Annotated in this window: 18 protein-coding genes and 1 pseudogene; 1 reads left to right on the top strand and 18 read right to left on the bottom strand. The window is 45.2% G+C overall.

The annotated features are described in order from the left end of the window. The 3 genes from DWX32_RS17760 to DWX32_RS17750 form a co-directional block, all read right to left on the bottom strand. On the bottom strand, positions 1-151 hold a 151-nt coding region (locus DWX32_RS17760; RefSeq protein WP_118660736.1), incomplete at its 3' end, for a DUF3847 domain-containing protein. After that, positions 144-485, bottom strand: coding sequence for a DeoR family transcriptional regulator (locus DWX32_RS17755; RefSeq protein ID WP_118660734.1), 342 nt, complete (start codon positions 483-485; stop codon positions 144-146). The genes DWX32_RS17760 and DWX32_RS17755, both read right to left, overlap by 8 nt. Continuing rightward, positions 482-670, bottom strand: coding sequence for a hypothetical protein (locus DWX32_RS17750; RefSeq protein ID WP_005929946.1), 189 nt, complete (start codon positions 668-670; stop codon positions 482-484). The genes DWX32_RS17755 and DWX32_RS17750 overlap by 4 nt, the downstream gene beginning before the upstream one ends. Before the next feature lie 483 nt (positions 671-1,153). Here DWX32_RS17750 and DWX32_RS17740 point away from each other — a divergent pair, with 483 nt between their 5' ends. After that, the gene (locus DWX32_RS17740; RefSeq protein WP_118660732.1) at positions 1,154-1,960 is read left to right on the top strand and encodes a helix-turn-helix domain-containing protein; all 807 of its coding nucleotides are present in this window, start codon (positions 1,154-1,156) and stop codon (positions 1,958-1,960) included. A gap of 99 nt (positions 1,961-2,059) precedes the next feature. Here DWX32_RS17740 and DWX32_RS17735 read toward each other — a convergent pair whose 3' ends face one another. From DWX32_RS17735 to DWX32_RS17665, 15 genes and pseudogenes are all read right to left on the bottom strand, one after another. Continuing rightward, positions 2,060-2,626, bottom strand: a complete 567-nt coding sequence (locus DWX32_RS17735) for a CPBP family intramembrane glutamic endopeptidase (RefSeq protein ID WP_117762285.1) — start codon at positions 2,624-2,626, stop codon at positions 2,060-2,062. Positions 2,627-2,673: 47 nt separating this feature from the next. Beyond that, a complete protein-coding gene (locus tag DWX32_RS17730) occupies positions 2,674-3,051 on the bottom strand; it encodes a TnpV protein (RefSeq protein WP_118660730.1) in 378 nt (125 codons plus the stop codon). Next, positions 3,011-3,283: a helix-turn-helix domain-containing protein gene (locus DWX32_RS17725; protein WP_002592127.1), complete on the bottom strand. Its 273-nt coding sequence runs from the start codon at positions 3,281-3,283 to the stop codon at positions 3,011-3,013. Before DWX32_RS17725 ends, DWX32_RS17730 begins: the two co-directional genes overlap by 41 nt. A 198-nt stretch (positions 3,284-3,481) precedes the next feature. Next, a pseudogene (locus DWX32_RS20960) lies at positions 3,482-3,544 on the bottom strand (Maff2 family mobile element protein); the annotation flags it as partial. Between the two features lie 21 nt (positions 3,545-3,565). Beyond that, a complete protein-coding gene (locus tag DWX32_RS17720; protein WP_098924870.1) occupies positions 3,566-5,176 on the bottom strand; it encodes a recombinase family protein in 1,611 nt (536 codons plus the stop codon). 111 nt (positions 5,177-5,287) lie between these two features. Then, positions 5,288-5,476, bottom strand: a complete 189-nt coding sequence (locus tag DWX32_RS17715) for a transposon-encoded TnpW family protein (protein ID WP_002569233.1) — start codon at positions 5,474-5,476, stop codon at positions 5,288-5,290. Beyond that, positions 5,473-6,330, bottom strand: a complete 858-nt coding sequence (locus DWX32_RS17710) for an ATP-binding protein (protein WP_098924872.1) — start codon at positions 6,328-6,330, stop codon at positions 5,473-5,475. The genes DWX32_RS17715 and DWX32_RS17710 overlap by 4 nt, the downstream gene beginning before the upstream one ends. Continuing rightward, on the bottom strand, positions 6,327-7,070 hold the full coding sequence (locus DWX32_RS17705; protein WP_109215853.1) for a phage replisome organizer N-terminal domain-containing protein: 744 nt from the start codon (positions 7,068-7,070) through the stop codon (positions 6,327-6,329). Before DWX32_RS17705 ends, DWX32_RS17710 begins: the two co-directional genes overlap by 4 nt. After that, positions 7,060-7,272 carry a hypothetical protein gene (locus tag DWX32_RS17700; protein WP_005927784.1) on the bottom strand — a complete coding sequence of 71 codons (213 nt, stop codon included), beginning with the start codon at positions 7,270-7,272 and terminating at the stop codon, positions 7,060-7,062. The genes DWX32_RS17705 and DWX32_RS17700 overlap by 11 nt, the downstream gene beginning before the upstream one ends. A gap of 184 nt (positions 7,273-7,456) precedes the next feature. Further along, entirely contained in the window at positions 7,457-9,079 is a 1,623-nt protein-coding gene (locus DWX32_RS17690) for a relaxase/mobilization nuclease domain-containing protein (protein WP_109215852.1), read from the bottom strand. Further along, positions 9,051-9,446 (bottom strand): plasmid mobilization protein, encoded by a 396-nt coding sequence (locus tag DWX32_RS17685; protein ID WP_109215851.1) that lies wholly within the window; start codon positions 9,444-9,446, stop codon positions 9,051-9,053. Before DWX32_RS17685 ends, DWX32_RS17690 begins: the two co-directional genes overlap by 29 nt. A 420-nt stretch (positions 9,447-9,866) precedes the next feature. Next, positions 9,867-10,286, bottom strand: coding sequence for a winged helix-turn-helix domain-containing protein (locus DWX32_RS17680; RefSeq protein WP_173900609.1), 420 nt, complete (start codon positions 10,284-10,286; stop codon positions 9,867-9,869). 206 nt (positions 10,287-10,492) lie between these two features. After that, positions 10,493-12,655 (bottom strand): HelD family protein, encoded by a 2,163-nt coding sequence (locus tag DWX32_RS17675; protein WP_109215850.1) that lies wholly within the window; start codon positions 12,653-12,655, stop codon positions 10,493-10,495. A gap of 694 nt (positions 12,656-13,349) precedes the next feature. Then, positions 13,350-13,724 carry a hypothetical protein gene (locus DWX32_RS17670; RefSeq protein WP_071144610.1) on the bottom strand — a complete coding sequence of 125 codons (375 nt, stop codon included), beginning with the start codon at positions 13,722-13,724 and terminating at the stop codon, positions 13,350-13,352. A 139-nt stretch (positions 13,725-13,863) separates the two neighbouring features. Further along, positions 13,864-14,004, bottom strand: a complete 141-nt coding sequence (locus DWX32_RS17665) for a Maff2 family mobile element protein (protein ID WP_118660728.1) — start codon at positions 14,002-14,004, stop codon at positions 13,864-13,866. Between the last annotated feature and the right edge of the window lie 43 nt (positions 14,005-14,047).

Genomic DNA, 14,047 nt, shown 5'->3' with positions numbered 1-14,047 from the left:
CACGGGTACAGAGCCGGTGCGTCCGTTCCTTTCGGGTAAGCTGCTTTAACTGGTGCTGCAATGCCTTTTCATCATTGATGGCTTTCCGCAGTTTCTTTTCGCTTTTCTCCAACTCCCGGTTGAGCTTTTCCAGCTTTGAGGTATCAGGCAAGGGCAGCGTCCTCCTTTCCCGGTATCAGCACATAAATCCTGTTTGGCTCTCCAACGCCCTGACGCACCCGCATGATAAGTCCGGCGGTTTCCAGTTCATTCAGAGAACGCTTGACCGTCATGGGGCTGCGGGACAGGACTGCGGCAATGGCTGTGACAGAGAAGCAGACAAACAGGATTCCGTTCTCGTCCTCCTGCCCTTTGGATAACATAGCGTCCAGCATCCGGCAGTACATGACCTTTGCGGTGCTGCTGACTGGAAATCCTGTCAACGCTTTGGGAAATGGCATACAGGGTGGCAAGGGTGTGTCTATCGTCATAAATTCAAAATTCATTCGGTGTGTTTCTCCTTTTTCTTTGCTCGTTTGGATAAATAACGGGGGCAGTCAATCACAACCGCCCGGAAGCTCTGCTTGCACCCATGCTGGCATTTCCGGCATAATTCGTTGTAAGTGACACGCCCCCGGTCATTGAGGTAAAAGGAAAGCTCATGCTTCCTCTTTTTGCTCATTCTCGGCATATTGCGCTTCCTTCCGTTTTCGTGTATGGTTTCGGGGCGATTTTCGGCAAAATTACGGTCATAGAGCCGCTTAAAATCTCCCGAAGTATCAGCGATAGGGTAGACTATCCCCCTATCAGATTGTCGTGTTTCGGTATCATTTCGGTGTCAGTTCGCCAGTTCTCCCCGGTGTCGTTCCTCCCCTGAATCTCACAGCGGCGTATCGCTCCCTTTGGTACGCTCGTTTTGGTCAGGGTTCCTCCACATCCCTGCCAAAAGTCATGGCGCTACATCGCCGGGGAAGCATATCCCACACAGGCTGGTCATTCGATTGGAATAATCCATCGATGAACTACCTGTATCATAGAACATTTTTGTGCCCTGTGCCGTATGTCCACAAAGTAGGAATTAGGAGTAAAAATCAGAAATTTCCACGATTGCGGAAAGTGTGATATAATCCAGTTAAGCGGCAGCAATGAAACCGCCGGAAAGGAGTGTGTGCCCATGAAAGGAGCAACAAGCATACAGGAACGCCTTTGGGAACTCCGCAAGGACAAAGGCTTAAATCTGGAAGAACTATCAAAGCTGACGGGCATTTCCAAATCAGCTCTTGGAAGTTATGAAAAAGAGGATTTTAAGGAAATCAATCATGGCAACCTTATCACGCTGGCAGCCTTCTATGGGGTTTCCGTTGATTATCTACTGTGCCGGACAGAGAACAGGGAGCAGATCAACACGTCATTGACGGAGCTGCATTTGAATGATGAGATGGTTGCTCTCCTGAAAAGCGGTCGGATTAACAATCGTCTGCTCTGTGAGCTTGCCACACATAAAGATTTTATCAAGTTTCTTGCAGACATTGAGATTTATGTGGACGGGATTGCCACCATGCAGATTCAAAATCTCAATGCACTTGTTGATACCGTCCGGCATGAAATCATTGAACGGTATCGCCCCGGCGAAGATGACCCGCATTTGAAAGTGCTGCAAGCCGCCCATATCAGCGATGATGAGTATTTTAGTCACATGGTTCTGGATGACCTCAACCTCATTATCCGAGATATTCGGGAAGCCCACAAAAAGGACAGTGAGAGTGCACCCCAGACCACCGTTGCCGATGAACTGAAAGAAAATCTGGAAGCAGTCAAAAATTTCAAGGGCAGTCGGGATGAAAAGCTGGTTGTCCTTTACTGTAAACAGCTCGGTATCAACTATAAAAATCTGTCAGACGAAGAATTTCGCTGGCTGATTCGGATTCTCAAAAAGTCAAAGAAAATGGGAACGCCTATCAGCCAGAGAAAAAAACGGTAAAGAAAAACCTCTGTTGCATGGTTTGTTGGCTTCCATGTAGCAGCGGTTTGTGCTGGGATTATTCAGTTGATATTGTATAAAGCGATAAACTGTAAGCTATCAATCGCCACTTAGGCGTGTTTTCCCAATAACAATGTAAAACAACGGTATCATTATAATCATTGCTGCTATGATATGTACATATATGAAACTTTGTGTTCCTGTAACAAGAAACAAACTTGTTATTGTATAATTCCATAACCAATGAAATCCTGTGGGCATCCAAATACTCTTTGTAGTGTAAAACATTTCATTGGCAAATATTCCATATAGAAAAGGAAAAATAAACATTACCAGAACAGAAATATTATCGGTATTAAAAATATGTGGTAGTGTAAAAATAAGTGCAGCTATTACGCAACTCAAATACTTATTTTTACATTTTTGCAGCAACAGCCCAAAAATAATTCCTCTAAAAATAACTTCTTCAATAAAGGACACGAAAAAGTAAAATATGAATTTCCCTTTATGATTCATCAACAGTGATAAAAAATCAGTGTCTTGAAGAATTATATTTGATTTGACTGATGAATAAACTATAAACAATACAATGATTGGCATTATAGCTCCAACTGCAAAATTCAAAAAATCTATTTTTCTAAAATATAACCCTATGCTTTTTAACATAACGCACCTTTTAACCTCTGATTTGTCATAATCCTAACACCATACTATTATGAATAAATTATCTCATGCAAAACAATTTCTTCTGCCCGGTCGTGAATGTTATTACACCGCCGCACCCATTCCATTTGACGGGTACACTTTAATTCCTCGGTTACGCCCTCGGCAATTTTCATCTGCTCCATGATAGTGTCTAACCGTTCCTGTGCCTGTTCGTTCAGGTCTGCAAGATATGTCCACAATTCTCCGGTCAGTATCAATGTGTTCAATCTGGCTGGGTGGACTTCTCTTAAATATTCCCGGTGCATCCGTCCATACTTTCCGATGGGGCGGCGTTCTTCCGGCAGCTTCAAGTCTGGGATGTAGTAATCTCCGACAAGGATATAATCAATTCCGTTTTCTGTTATTCTTGGTTTCAATTCGCTCATGTTCCTTACCTCCTGTGGAAGCAGGCTCGTCTGGTACTAACTCAATCACATCGGTAATCTCACAATTCAGCGTTTCGCAGATACGGGCTAATGTGTCCATGCTGATGTGCTTTCCCTCTTTGCTCATGTTGGCAATCATATTCGTTGTCATACCGGCGGCAAGCCTTAAATCTTCTTTTCTCATATCACGCTCTAACAGTGTATGCCAGAGTGGTTTATAGCTGATGTGCATATTGCTTTCCTGCCTTCCTATCCATACCACCGGGGCGGTTGCCCCGGCAGGAACTTTTCTCTTATTATAACACCAATCTTGTGAAATCACAATTTAATCTTGTAGCCTGTCGCTGATACCGTCTGGATTGTGCTTTTCCTTTCTTTTTTGTTCCCTTTAATTAGCCATGAACTGCTTCATGCCCTGGGACTTTGCTCAAGTGAGATAAAGAAGTAAAAGAAGTGTAAAAAATTTTGCCGTTCCTATCCGGCACTTGCGCATTGTGTCGGATAGGTCGGGCGGTTATTCGGGCAAGTCCACCTTGCCAACAAAAGAATAATAAATCTCAATGTCCTGTCTGCGGGTCTTGTTCTCGTCATAGCTGCACTCATGCACAACGATTTTCTCTACAAACTCCCGCAGCAGAGTAGGGGTAAGTTCTTCAAAGCTGGTATGCCGCCGGACAACATTCATAAACTTTTCTGCGTTCACGGTGGCTTCCTGTGCTTTGGAAAGCTCCGCTTGGATAGCGGCGGCTCTTTCTTTCAGCTCCCGTTGTTCTGCTTCATAGTCTGCCGACAGCTCTGTGAAACGCTCGTCTGATATGCGCCCGGTCACGCTGTCCTCATACAGCCGCTTGAAGATAGCGGATAACTCGGCTATGCGTTTCTCGGCGGCTTCCAGTTCCTTTTTCTTGGCGGCGTTCCTGCGCTTGCCCCCGTCCTCGTTCTGCTCAATCAAGAGCTTCATAAACCGGGCTTCATGCTTTGCCGCATAGCTTGTCACTTTCCGCAGATTGGAGAGTACACCAGCGGTCAAGAGGTCGGTGCGGATAAAGTGCGCCGTACAGTCATGGGTGCGCTTCTTGTAGTTGCCGCAGATATAACAGTCCTGCTTGCGCTTGTCCGTCTGGTATCGCTGCTGATACATCACGCTGCCGCAGTCCGCACAGAACAGTATGCCGGAGAACAAACCCACTTCATCATAGCGGTTGGGGCGTTTGCGCTGTTTGCGAAGCTCCTGCACCCGTTCCCATGTTTGGGTGTCTATGATAGGCTCGTGGTGGTTCTCGAAAATCACTTGCTTTTCCAGGGGATTTTCTACACTGTGCTTGACTTTGTAAGAAAGTTTTTCTGTCTTGAAATTTACCAGACAGCCTGTGTATTCCCGGTTTTCAAGGATATGCACTACGGTATTAGTCGCCCACTTGCACTCATAGCCGGGGTGGTAGCGGCGGGTGCTGCCCGTCCTGCGGTATTCCAGCGTCCCCGGCGTGGGGATTTGCTGCTCTGTGAGCATACGGGCTATCTTAGTCGGACCATTCCCAGCAAGGCAGAGGTTGTATATCTGCTTGACTACGGGTGCAGCTTCCTCGTCAATAATAAAATTTTCGTCCTCGTCCATGAGGTAGCCATACACAGGCTTGCTTGTGATGGGCTTGCCACTCATACCTTTTGAGCGTTTTACTGCTTTGATTTTCTTGCTCGTATCTCTCACCAGCCATTCGTTAAATATATTCCGCAACGGGGCAAAGTCATTGTCGCCCTGTGCGCTGTCCACTCCGTCATTGATAGCGATGAAGCGGACACCTTTCTGTGGGAAAATCATTTCTGTGTACATTCCCACTTGCAGGTAGTTTCGCCCTAACCTCGACATATCCTTTACGATAACTGTCCCGACTTTTCCGGCTTCAATGTCCGCAAGCATGGCTTGAAAACCGGGTCTTTGAAAGTTCGCACCAGAATAACCGTCGTCCGTGTACCAGCGCAGATTGGAAAAGCCGTTCTGCTTTGCATAGGTTTCAAGGATACGCTTCTGATTGGAAATGGAATTGCTCTCGCCTTGCAGCTCGTCCTCATGGGAAAGTCTTGGGTAAAGGGCGGTAATTGGTTGTTGGTTGGTCTGTCTTAACATAAAATCCTCCGTTTCCGACAGCCAGCCCCACTATTCCGTACCTTGATTGTACCACATGGGGCGGCTGTCTGTATAGCGGCAAAAGCGTCAAATCTGCTTCTTTATGGTCGGTCAAATCGCCGTTTTTTGTGTAGCAGCTTCCGCTTCCAGCACTTTCATCATCTTGTCGGCTGCGGTGTCGGTTGCGCCCTGCTTGAAGAAGCCGGAAACGGTAAGGACGGAGTTGCCCATGCGGATTTCCGTTACACAGTCCGGGCGGCGGTCTGTTTTGGTGGTGCTTGTCTGTTTCGTTTCTGTCATAGGCTCTCCTTTCGCTGCTTCATCAGCTGCTTTAAGCGTTCCAGCTTTTCCTGTGCGGTTTCCTTTCGGAAGTTGCTGCCCGTGAAGCGGACAGGGGCGCACATGGAAGTCAGCCTGTCATAGATACGGGCGTGGGGTGTGTCCTGCGGGTGCTGCAATTCCTCCAGCGTGAGGTTGGTCGTGGCGATCAGCGGCTTGCCGCTTCGGTAACGGCTGTCAATCACGCTGTAAACCTGTTCCAGCCCGTATTCTGTCCCTCGCTCCATACCGAAATCATCAAGTATCAGCAGGGGGTAGCTGCAAAGGCGGGAAATATATTCGTTCCTGCCCTCAAAGCTGGCAGCAAGGTCATTGAGTATCGTTGCAAAGTTTGTCATGCGAACGGCAACCTCTTTTTCCATAAGGGCGTTGGCGATACAGGCGGCAAGGTAGCTTTTTCCTGTCCCCACGCCTCCCCAAAACAGGTAGCCGATATTTTCAGCCTGCATGGTTTCCCAGCTCTCCACATAAAAGCGGGCGGTTTCGGTCTGTGGGTTTCTGCCGTTGTCATGCTCAAATGTCCAGTTCCGCATAGCGGGGTCGGCAAAGCCCCGGCGTTTCAAGTCCTCCACTGTTTCAAGGTGCTTCTGTCGGCTTTCGGCGGCTTGCTGCTTTTCACGGGCTGCCCGCTGGCAGTCGCAGTCTGTTGGGTGTCGGTCATGCCCTAACCATTGGGCGGTTTCTTTTGAAAAGTAGGCTTCTTTGGGCGTATGGCACTTGCCGCAGTATAAAAGCCCGTCCTCGCCTGTGTAGTCCTCCGCTTCGGCGGTAGTGGTTGTAATATCCGTAATCATAGCTTCAATCTCGTTTTTCATAAGCTCTCGCCCTCCTTACATGAATAATCGGGTATGCCCTGTTTCGGGGCAGCCTTGCCTTTGGCAGCGTCCTCCTGCGCCCACTTGTAAATGGTGGCTGCATGGCTCTGGTACTGCTTCCCGGTGGAAGCGATATGGCAGGAAAGCCGGTCAATATAATACTCCCACTTGTCGGGCAGCTCTGTTTTCAGCCCGGAAAGCTCTGTATCGGTCAGTATCACATTGTTGTATCTGCCATAAGCGGCGGGGGCGGGGTGTCCCGTTTCTCCCTCTCTCTCTTTTTCTATCTCTTTCTCTAACTCTATCTCTATCTCTGGTGGACGAATGTCGGACAAATGTCCGCCTTTTGTCCGGGGCGGTAAAAGTGCCTTGTTTTCCAGCCTTGCAGCCCGTTTTCTCTCGGCTTCGGTAGAGGACTGTCCTATCATCAGCTCAATATCGGTCATATAAAAAGCCCCGCTGTCAAGCTGCTCCACAAGCCCCAACTGCCGGAAAATCTCTAAAGCCCTTTCAACCGTCCCTATCTGGTGGCGGGTCAGTGTCGCTATCATCTGCGCTGTGTAGGGGATATGCTCGTCAAGCTGCAACTTCCCGCCGTTTTTCAGAGATTTTAAGTACAGCTTCAAGAGGATATTGGAATATAAAATCCCGTCTTTCATATCTTCCAGCAGCACAATGGAGTCGCTGTCAAAAAAATTCTCTTTCAGCTTGAGGTAGTAATACTTGCGGTTATCTGCCATTGTCCCTGTCCTCCTTTTTCCGGCGTTTGGAGTAGTAGCGGGGGCAAAGTATGATAACCGCCCGGAAGCTCTGCTTACAGCTATGGGTACAGCCCCGGCAGAGGTCGTTGTATGTGATACGGTCGCAGGTGGTATTCCCGACTTTTACTTGCCGCAGGAAAAAAGACCATTCCAGCCGCCGTTTCTTGCTCATTCTTGGCATGGGTGCGCTCCTTTCTGCCGTTTCCGCTGGTGTGGCGGTATCGACGGTAATTCTGTATCATCTCGGTATCATTTTCGGGGTTTTTCTGCCCTGTAAGCCCGTTAAAAAATCCTTTGGTATTGCGGGTAGAGTACGGGGCAGCCCCCTTGTTCTGTATGGGTTCGGGTACATTTTGGGGTGGTTTTTATCGTTCCTGTTCCTGCCTTTTCACAGGCTTGCGCTCCCGGCGTAAAATCTGGTCGATATTGCCCTTGACAGTCTGTAAGCGGCGGTATTCCTCCCGTTTTGCCCGGTAATCGTTGTAGCCGCTGTTTTTCTCTTTGATAAGGGCTTCAATCTCTGCTTGCAGGGCTTTATAGCTCGGCAGCTTGGAAATGCCGTTCTCCTTGAAATAACGGGCGGCTGCGTCTGCTATGATAAAGTCGCTTTCGTGCTTCTGTCGGTAGGCTGCTTTTGCTTTGGCGTTTTTCTGCTGTTTCAGCCCGTCCCGGACAGGGCGGGTCTTGGAATAGGCAAGCACCTGCCGTTGCAGCTCCTTTTTCCCGTTCAGCGTCTTTTCCACCTGCTTCAGCTCTGTAAGGCTTTCCTGCATGGCGGCATAAGCGGCAGAACAGGCTTCGTCCAGTTCCTCCGGGGAAGAAAAGCCGTACTGTTGATAGGCGGTAACAGTAGCTGCCATTTGCTTTAGGTTGTGCTTTGCCGCCCAGCGGTCATAGCCCACGCCCTTGCCCTCGGCTCGCTTGGCTTCCCGGTCAACCATGCGCTGCAAGGTGTTGTCTGCCGGGGTGGTTTTTGCGGCTTTTTCCTCCCGCAAGCGTCCCTTTTGGGTGTGGGGGTATTCGGGTATGGCTTTGGTCTGTTCGGCGGCTCTGTGGGCGTTCTGCGTGAGCAGGGCAAGGACAGCAGCCTTGTCAAAATCGTCCCCCAGCTTCCGGGCTGTGATAGGCTTTGTCCTGTCCGGCGTGAGGTAGGAAAGCCGCCCCCGGCTCTCCTTGACAGTTACGCCCTCCCGCAGCAAAAGGGAAGAAAACTCGTCAAAGCTGCCAGCTTGGGAAAGTGCCTGCCGTATCGTCCGGCGCAGCTTCGCCTTGTCCGTTTCAAACTTGGTGGGCTTGGTCGGCTGTCCTGCGGCTTCTCTGACAGCGTTCTCTTTATCAAGGGCAAGCTGCCCTTTCTTTGCCGCCCAGTATTCCCGTTCCGTTATCCGTTCCTTGCTGCCGTTCAAGAGGTCGATTTGGTAAAGCCCCTCCCGGTGGCACATCTCCATGACTTCACTCTTGAAATATTCCATAGCGGCGTTGGTGCAGCGGTGCTTGCAGCCCGCCCGTGTGTCGGCTGGTCTGTCCATGTAGGGCAGAAGCGGGACTTCGTAAATCCGCAGGGAGTTGATGACGATATGCACATGGATATTGCCGCTGTGGTTATGCCCGTCCGGGTGGGTGCATACAAGGGCTTGGTGTCCGGGGAAATGCTCTTTGCAGAACTGCTCGCCCAGCTCCTGCGCCCGGTCTACGGTCAAGCCGTTGTCTGTCCCGTCCCGTGGGTCAAAACTGATGATATAGTGGTGGCTTTTCACATCTTCCCGTTTTTGGTTTTTCTCATAGCGGAGATTGGCTCGCATACAGGCAACGGCGAAATCCTCGCCCCCGCAGTTGAGGGAAGAAATGCGGTAATCCTCCCTCGGTATCAGCCGCCCGTTTTCATCAAGGGTGGGCTTCATGGTAAACTCGTCATGCTCAAATGTGAGGTAGGCTTCCGCTGCGCCATAGTCGGCATTTTTAGAGCTGATATGTTTGAATGTTGCCAACAGCGTCACCCACTTTCTGCAAGACTTCAAACTTTAGGGCAGCAAGGTCGGAAATCGCCGCCCGTACCTCCCCGGCAAGCTGCGGGTAGGGGCTGTGCCACTCATTCAGCGTCCGGGCTATCTGGTTTAAGTTGCCGCCGATCCTGCCGTATTCGGCGGTCAGCTTCCCGACAGCGGCAAGCAGCTCGTCATTGACGGGGGAAACGGTTATGATGGGGCGTATGGCTGCCCCGGTTATGGCTTGCCGGATAAACTCGGCTTGGCTCATGTGGTAAGCAGAAAGCCTTTCCGCAAACTCGGCGTATTCTTCCTCGGTCATGCGTGTCTTGACTACCCGGCTGCGGTGCGGTGTGTTGTATCTTTTCATGGTCGGCAGACCTCCTTTCTGTGCGTGGTGTTCTCTCACTAATAGGAGAAAAACAGGGGGTAAAACGGAACTGTTTTTGAAAAAATCCGAAAAAATATTTTGAGGGATTTTTAAGCGGCGCAAGCCGCATAAGCAGGGTTTGGGGAAGGCACTCCCCAACAAGATTCCCGCAGGGGCAAAATGAGCGAAAAGCGAATTTTGGCACCTCGGTAGAATCTTGCTCTAAGAAAACGGCGAAACTCCCCCTTTACTCCTTACTACGCAGAGAAATGCAAATATGGCAAAGTTTTGAAAAACTTTTTGATAAAACTTTTCGACAAAGCTGGAAAATCAGCGCGGTTTTTGGTGCAAAAAAACAGGAAACCTTTTCTGATTTCCTGTCATGGTATGCCGCTGTAACGGGCGGCGGTTATTCTGTTGTCATTCCCCGGAAGCAAACTTGTAGCCCATACCTAAAACGGTTTTTATGTAAATGGGCTTGCGGCTGTCCGACTCTATTTTTTTCCGCAGGTTGTAAATCACATTTGCAACGCTTGACTGGCAGCTTTCACTTTCCATGTTCCAAACGGCTTCAAATATTTGTGTCCGTGTGAGGACAATGCCGGGGTTGGAAGCAAGATATACAAGGGTACTGTATTCAAGGCGGGTAAGGCTTACTTCCTCCCCGTCTTGAAATACCTGGCGTTGGTTCTGCTTTATTTCCAGTCCCGGAAAAGATAACACGGAAGCGGTTGTGATCTGCATGGGTTCAATCTGTATATAATCAGATATTGCCGATATGATTTTGTCAATCGCTGTTTCCTCTTGTTCGTTAAGTGTCAGCAGTAGTAATTTCCCCATGTTCATTACCTCTTTTATCCGTTGAATTTAAACTATATTTTTCTGTCGTGTTTTTGACAGTAAGCAACAAATATATATGATAGAGAGCGTAATGTCAATTTAATGCCATTAAAAGAGAAAGATGGTCTGTCTAATTATTATCATTTTGTTCATATGCACTTACGCTGCGTTTGGCATTTAGGCAATTCAATATATTGTAAATTTATCTATATCAGCGGGCTAACCTCATTTTCACAAAATAAGCTAAGTTTGTGAAGCGCTCTTGTGCAGGCAACATATAAGAGGTTTTTATCATCTTCATCATGGTAGTTTTGGCTATCTGCATCACAAATTAAGACAGTATCAAATTCTAATCCCTTTGACATATATACTGGTAAGATAAACACGCCTTGTAAATCTGATACGCTCCCATTTTTAATTAATTGAATATCAAGTTTGTGTTTAATTTTATTAAATAGATAGGTTGAATTTTTTTCGGTTTTACAAATTAAGCATATCGACTGAAACCCTTTCTCTTGGCATAATTTTATTTCCTTAACAATTTCATCAATGAAGATTTCGGAATTATCAGCAATATATACTTTTGGGCTATCGCCATTCCGATTAAAACTTTTTATCTGTGAACTTTGTTCAATGAACTTTAAACTAAAATTTAAAATTTCATTCGTACAACGGAAACTTTTATCCAACATAATAAGAGAAGATTTTTTCTTGTTCAATATTTTTTGAATTTGTTCGTAGAAAGAAATATCTTCTTTTTTGGCAAGAGTCTGTTTCATATCTCCTAAAATAGTAAATTTGGCATTAGAAAAAAGAAAATTAAATATTTCATATTGGAGAGGGTAGTAGTCCTGTGCTTCATCAATGACTACCTGCTTAATATTTTTATATTTATTTGTTCCGTATATTTTTAAATACAAATAAGCGATTGCTATTGCGTCATCATAATACAAGCTGTCTGCTTCCAAATTTTCCTTAGTATATTTCCAAATATTTTTTATGTTTTGTGACGGATTGCTATTTTGCAGCAGGCTATAAAAATAGGCTTCATTGCTAAATAATATTTTATATAATTCAACAATGTCAATTTTTATAAATTTCTGTATTTCCTGCTTGATTAGATTTTTTTCTTCTTTATGCCCCCGCCCTTTTCCTGTTCCAAATATTTGTTCTAAAATATAATCTTCTAATTGTTCTAATTTTATGCCTAATGGTGTTTCTGGTCTTCCTAATATCTTGTCTTTTAGAATTTGCCCGCTTACAACGCATTTTCCCTCATAATAAACATCTTCAAATTCTATCCACTGGCGGGGTATATCAATGAGAAATTGGTCTAAAATTTCCCTAAAAAAACTTGACGTTTTAAATTCTATACTATTTCTTGAAATTTCCTTGTATTTTGAATTGACAATCAAGTTTTCTAAAAAATCATTTCTTGACTGAATTTTCCTGCCATTTAATAACTCACTAAGTATATCTTCAAACACGGAAGAAATAACATTATCTTCTCCCAATTCGGGCAATACATTTGAAATATATTGCTCAAATATAGAATTTGGGGAAATAATCATAATGTTATTTGCGGACAGCTTTGTTTGTAAACCTTGATACATAAGATAAGCAGCCCGGTGGAGAGCAATAGAGGTTTTTCCACTTCCCGCTACACCCTGTACCATTAGCAGGTCATTTTCCATATCTCTAATAACCACGTCCTGTTCATGCTGAATTGTTTCAACAATAGCTTTCATTTTAGCAGTAGTGTTTTGTGACAGTAATTGCCTTAAAAATTCATCAACAATCTGAACATCTGAATCAAAAAAATATTCCAGTGTTCCGTTTTTTATTTCATATTGGCGTTTCAAATTGAGTTCGCCTGTTACTCGTCCACATGGAGCGTCATAAAACGCTTCGCCTGTCATAAAACGATAGAAAACACTGGCAATCGGCGATCTCCAATCATAAACATACATCTCTTGATAGCTGTTTTTTCGTAGAGAAGAACGTCCAATGTATATTTTTTCAAATTCGTCCTCATCATCAAATTTAAAATCAATTCGGGCAAAATAGGGCGATTTTATCATCTTTTCTAACAGAAGTATTTTATGTTCTTCTTCTTCATAATCTATAATTTTGTCTGTAACAGGATTGATATATTGGCTTAATTCAACAAGTGCCTCGAAACCGTCTGATGTGTACAGTGATGTAATGCCGTGTTCTGTATTTTCACGCACATCTTTTTTGGCTTCGATAATTTCTGATTTTTTTTTGTCTGCCGCTTCTTTTGCCTGCTTTAATTGTTCCTCGGCTAAAGAGATTGTTTGTGCTAATCTTTTTTCTTCAAACGCTTTTTCTGTCTGATTATTCCCCATAATGATTATGACCTCCTTGAAAAATGAAAGAAAGTTTTACTGAAACATTGCTAGGCTAGTTTAGCATGTGTCAGCTTATATAAACAGTCTTGTATTCATAAAATTTGTATGGTATTATTACAGTGGGAGGAATTATGTTAGATATTTGATTTCTGCAAGCATATCAATTCTAATACGGGTAATTTAAACAATAAACAAATTGGGACAAAGAGTTATACCATTATGTCCCAATTTGTTATTACTCCATATCTTCAGCAGACAGAAACACAAGCCCGGCAAATTCTTCCTCAATCAGTTTCTTCAACTTTTCCGCTGTGCTCTATGCAGGTTCCCTTATCTCCATTCCAACCTATAATCTCTTTCTGTAAAAGCAAATCTTGTTCTGTGAAAAAATGATTTGGATTCCGTAGTAGTCGGCATTGTGCGTAATGTGTATAACTGGCTGTATCATGGAATTGTGGGTAACTCTGTTTGCAGGACGTGGGAAAGCTGCACTTTAGCTTTTCCATGTGCTGTGAATAGAGTTATCCATGATTCCATAGCCAGTTATGCACATTTCCATAATGCTTGTCTTTTGGTCTTTATCAAAATGAGCATATTGGTTATTAAGAAAAGCCCTGCATATTATCATATACAGAGCCATTCTAATCTTTTTACCCTCTACATAGAGCGTTTTCTTTCTGCAAAATTCATTTTACAGAATGATACCCGCTTTTTTTGCAAAATAGCCTTTTCTCCCGGTAAGTTCCGACTGTTTTTCCTTTGGCAGATTATTGAATAAATCCTCATAAAGAATATCGTCTAACTGCATTTCCCTAGCAAGTAAAAACACATTTAGACTAAGCCATTCCTCCCAAAGCCCTTCAAATAAACTATGGCTGTCTGTATAGGTGTCAAGTTCTTCAAAGCCATATGACGGTGTATAGCACTGCAATTTAACAAAACCGTACCTACCAACATCAACCACTAAAATATCTTCATCTTCCATTTCGTACAGTTCCGCAAACGCACCAATTACTTTGTAGCACATTTCCCGTTCTTTCTCTGTGATATATACTGTTTTTTCCATGCTCATTTACCTCTATCCTTTCAAATCGTGGAATACGGTTTTCAGTTTTCTTCTACTTCTAAACCACATATTTGAAATGCCACATACGCCATTTTATACGGAATAGAGGTTGGCTGTCTGCATTTATCGGTGTGTTACTTTATGGCACATGAGCATTGGAGCCCGGGTTATCCGAGCCGTAGCCCTCCAGCAGATTAACCACGCCCCACACGCCAAGGCCAGCACCGAGAGCAATAACGAGGGTCTGTAAAGTGTCGATTGCAGATGAGAAAAATGCCATATAAGCCTCCATTTCTCCGGGATTTTCCCGGTAACAAAAAAGC

This window comes from Blautia sp. AF19-13LB, assembly GCF_003479105.1.
Classification (GTDB): domain Bacteria; phylum Bacillota; class Clostridia; order Lachnospirales; family Lachnospiraceae; genus Fusicatenibacter; species Fusicatenibacter saccharivorans.
Note: the sequence above shows the minus strand (reverse complement) of the source record. Positions and strands in the feature narration are given on the sequence as shown.

What these genes read in the sequence shown, in the direction of transcription:
- DWX32_RS17755 (WP_118660734.1), bottom strand. Translation starts at nt 485, where the DNA reads ATGAATTTTGAATTTATGACGATAGACACACCCTTGCCACCCTGTATG.
- DWX32_RS17750 (WP_005929946.1), bottom strand. Translation starts at nt 670, where the DNA reads ATGCCGAGAATGAGCAAAAAGAGGAAGCATGAGCTTTCCTTTTACCTC.
- DWX32_RS17740 (WP_118660732.1), top strand. Translation starts at nt 1,154, where the DNA reads ATGAAAGGAGCAACAAGCATACAGGAACGCCTTTGGGAACTCCGCAAG.
- DWX32_RS17735 (WP_117762285.1), bottom strand. Translation starts at nt 2,626, where the DNA reads ATGTTAAAAAGCATAGGGTTATATTTTAGAAAAATAGATTTTTTGAAT.
- DWX32_RS17730 (WP_118660730.1), bottom strand. Translation starts at nt 3,051, where the DNA reads ATGAGCGAATTGAAACCAAGAATAACAGAAAACGGAATTGATTATATC.
- DWX32_RS17725 (WP_002592127.1), bottom strand. Translation starts at nt 3,283, where the DNA reads ATGCACATCAGCTATAAACCACTCTGGCATACACTGTTAGAGCGTGAT.
- DWX32_RS17720 (WP_098924870.1), bottom strand. Translation starts at nt 5,176, where the DNA reads ATGTTAAGACAGACCAACCAACAACCAATTACCGCCCTTTACCCAAGA.
- DWX32_RS17715 (WP_002569233.1), bottom strand. Translation starts at nt 5,476, where the DNA reads ATGACAGAAACGAAACAGACAAGCACCACCAAAACAGACCGCCGCCCG.
- DWX32_RS17710 (WP_098924872.1), bottom strand. Translation starts at nt 6,330, where the DNA reads ATGAAAAACGAGATTGAAGCTATGATTACGGATATTACAACCACTACC.
- DWX32_RS17705 (WP_109215853.1), bottom strand. Translation starts at nt 7,070, where the DNA reads ATGGCAGATAACCGCAAGTATTACTACCTCAAGCTGAAAGAGAATTTT.
- DWX32_RS17700 (WP_005927784.1), bottom strand. Translation starts at nt 7,272, where the DNA reads ATGCCAAGAATGAGCAAGAAACGGCGGCTGGAATGGTCTTTTTTCCTG.
- DWX32_RS17685 (WP_109215851.1), bottom strand. Translation starts at nt 9,446, where the DNA reads ATGAAAAGATACAACACACCGCACCGCAGCCGGGTAGTCAAGACACGC.
- DWX32_RS17680 (WP_173900609.1), bottom strand. Translation starts at nt 10,286, where the DNA reads ATGGGGAAATTACTACTGCTGACACTTAACGAACAAGAGGAAACAGCG.
- DWX32_RS17675 (WP_109215850.1), bottom strand. Translation starts at nt 12,655, where the DNA reads ATGGGGAATAATCAGACAGAAAAAGCGTTTGAAGAAAAAAGATTAGCA.
- DWX32_RS17670 (WP_071144610.1), bottom strand. Translation starts at nt 13,724, where the DNA reads ATGGAAAAAACAGTATATATCACAGAGAAAGAACGGGAAATGTGCTAC.
- DWX32_RS17665 (WP_118660728.1), bottom strand. Translation starts at nt 14,004, where the DNA reads ATGGCATTTTTCTCATCTGCAATCGACACTTTACAGACCCTCGTTATT.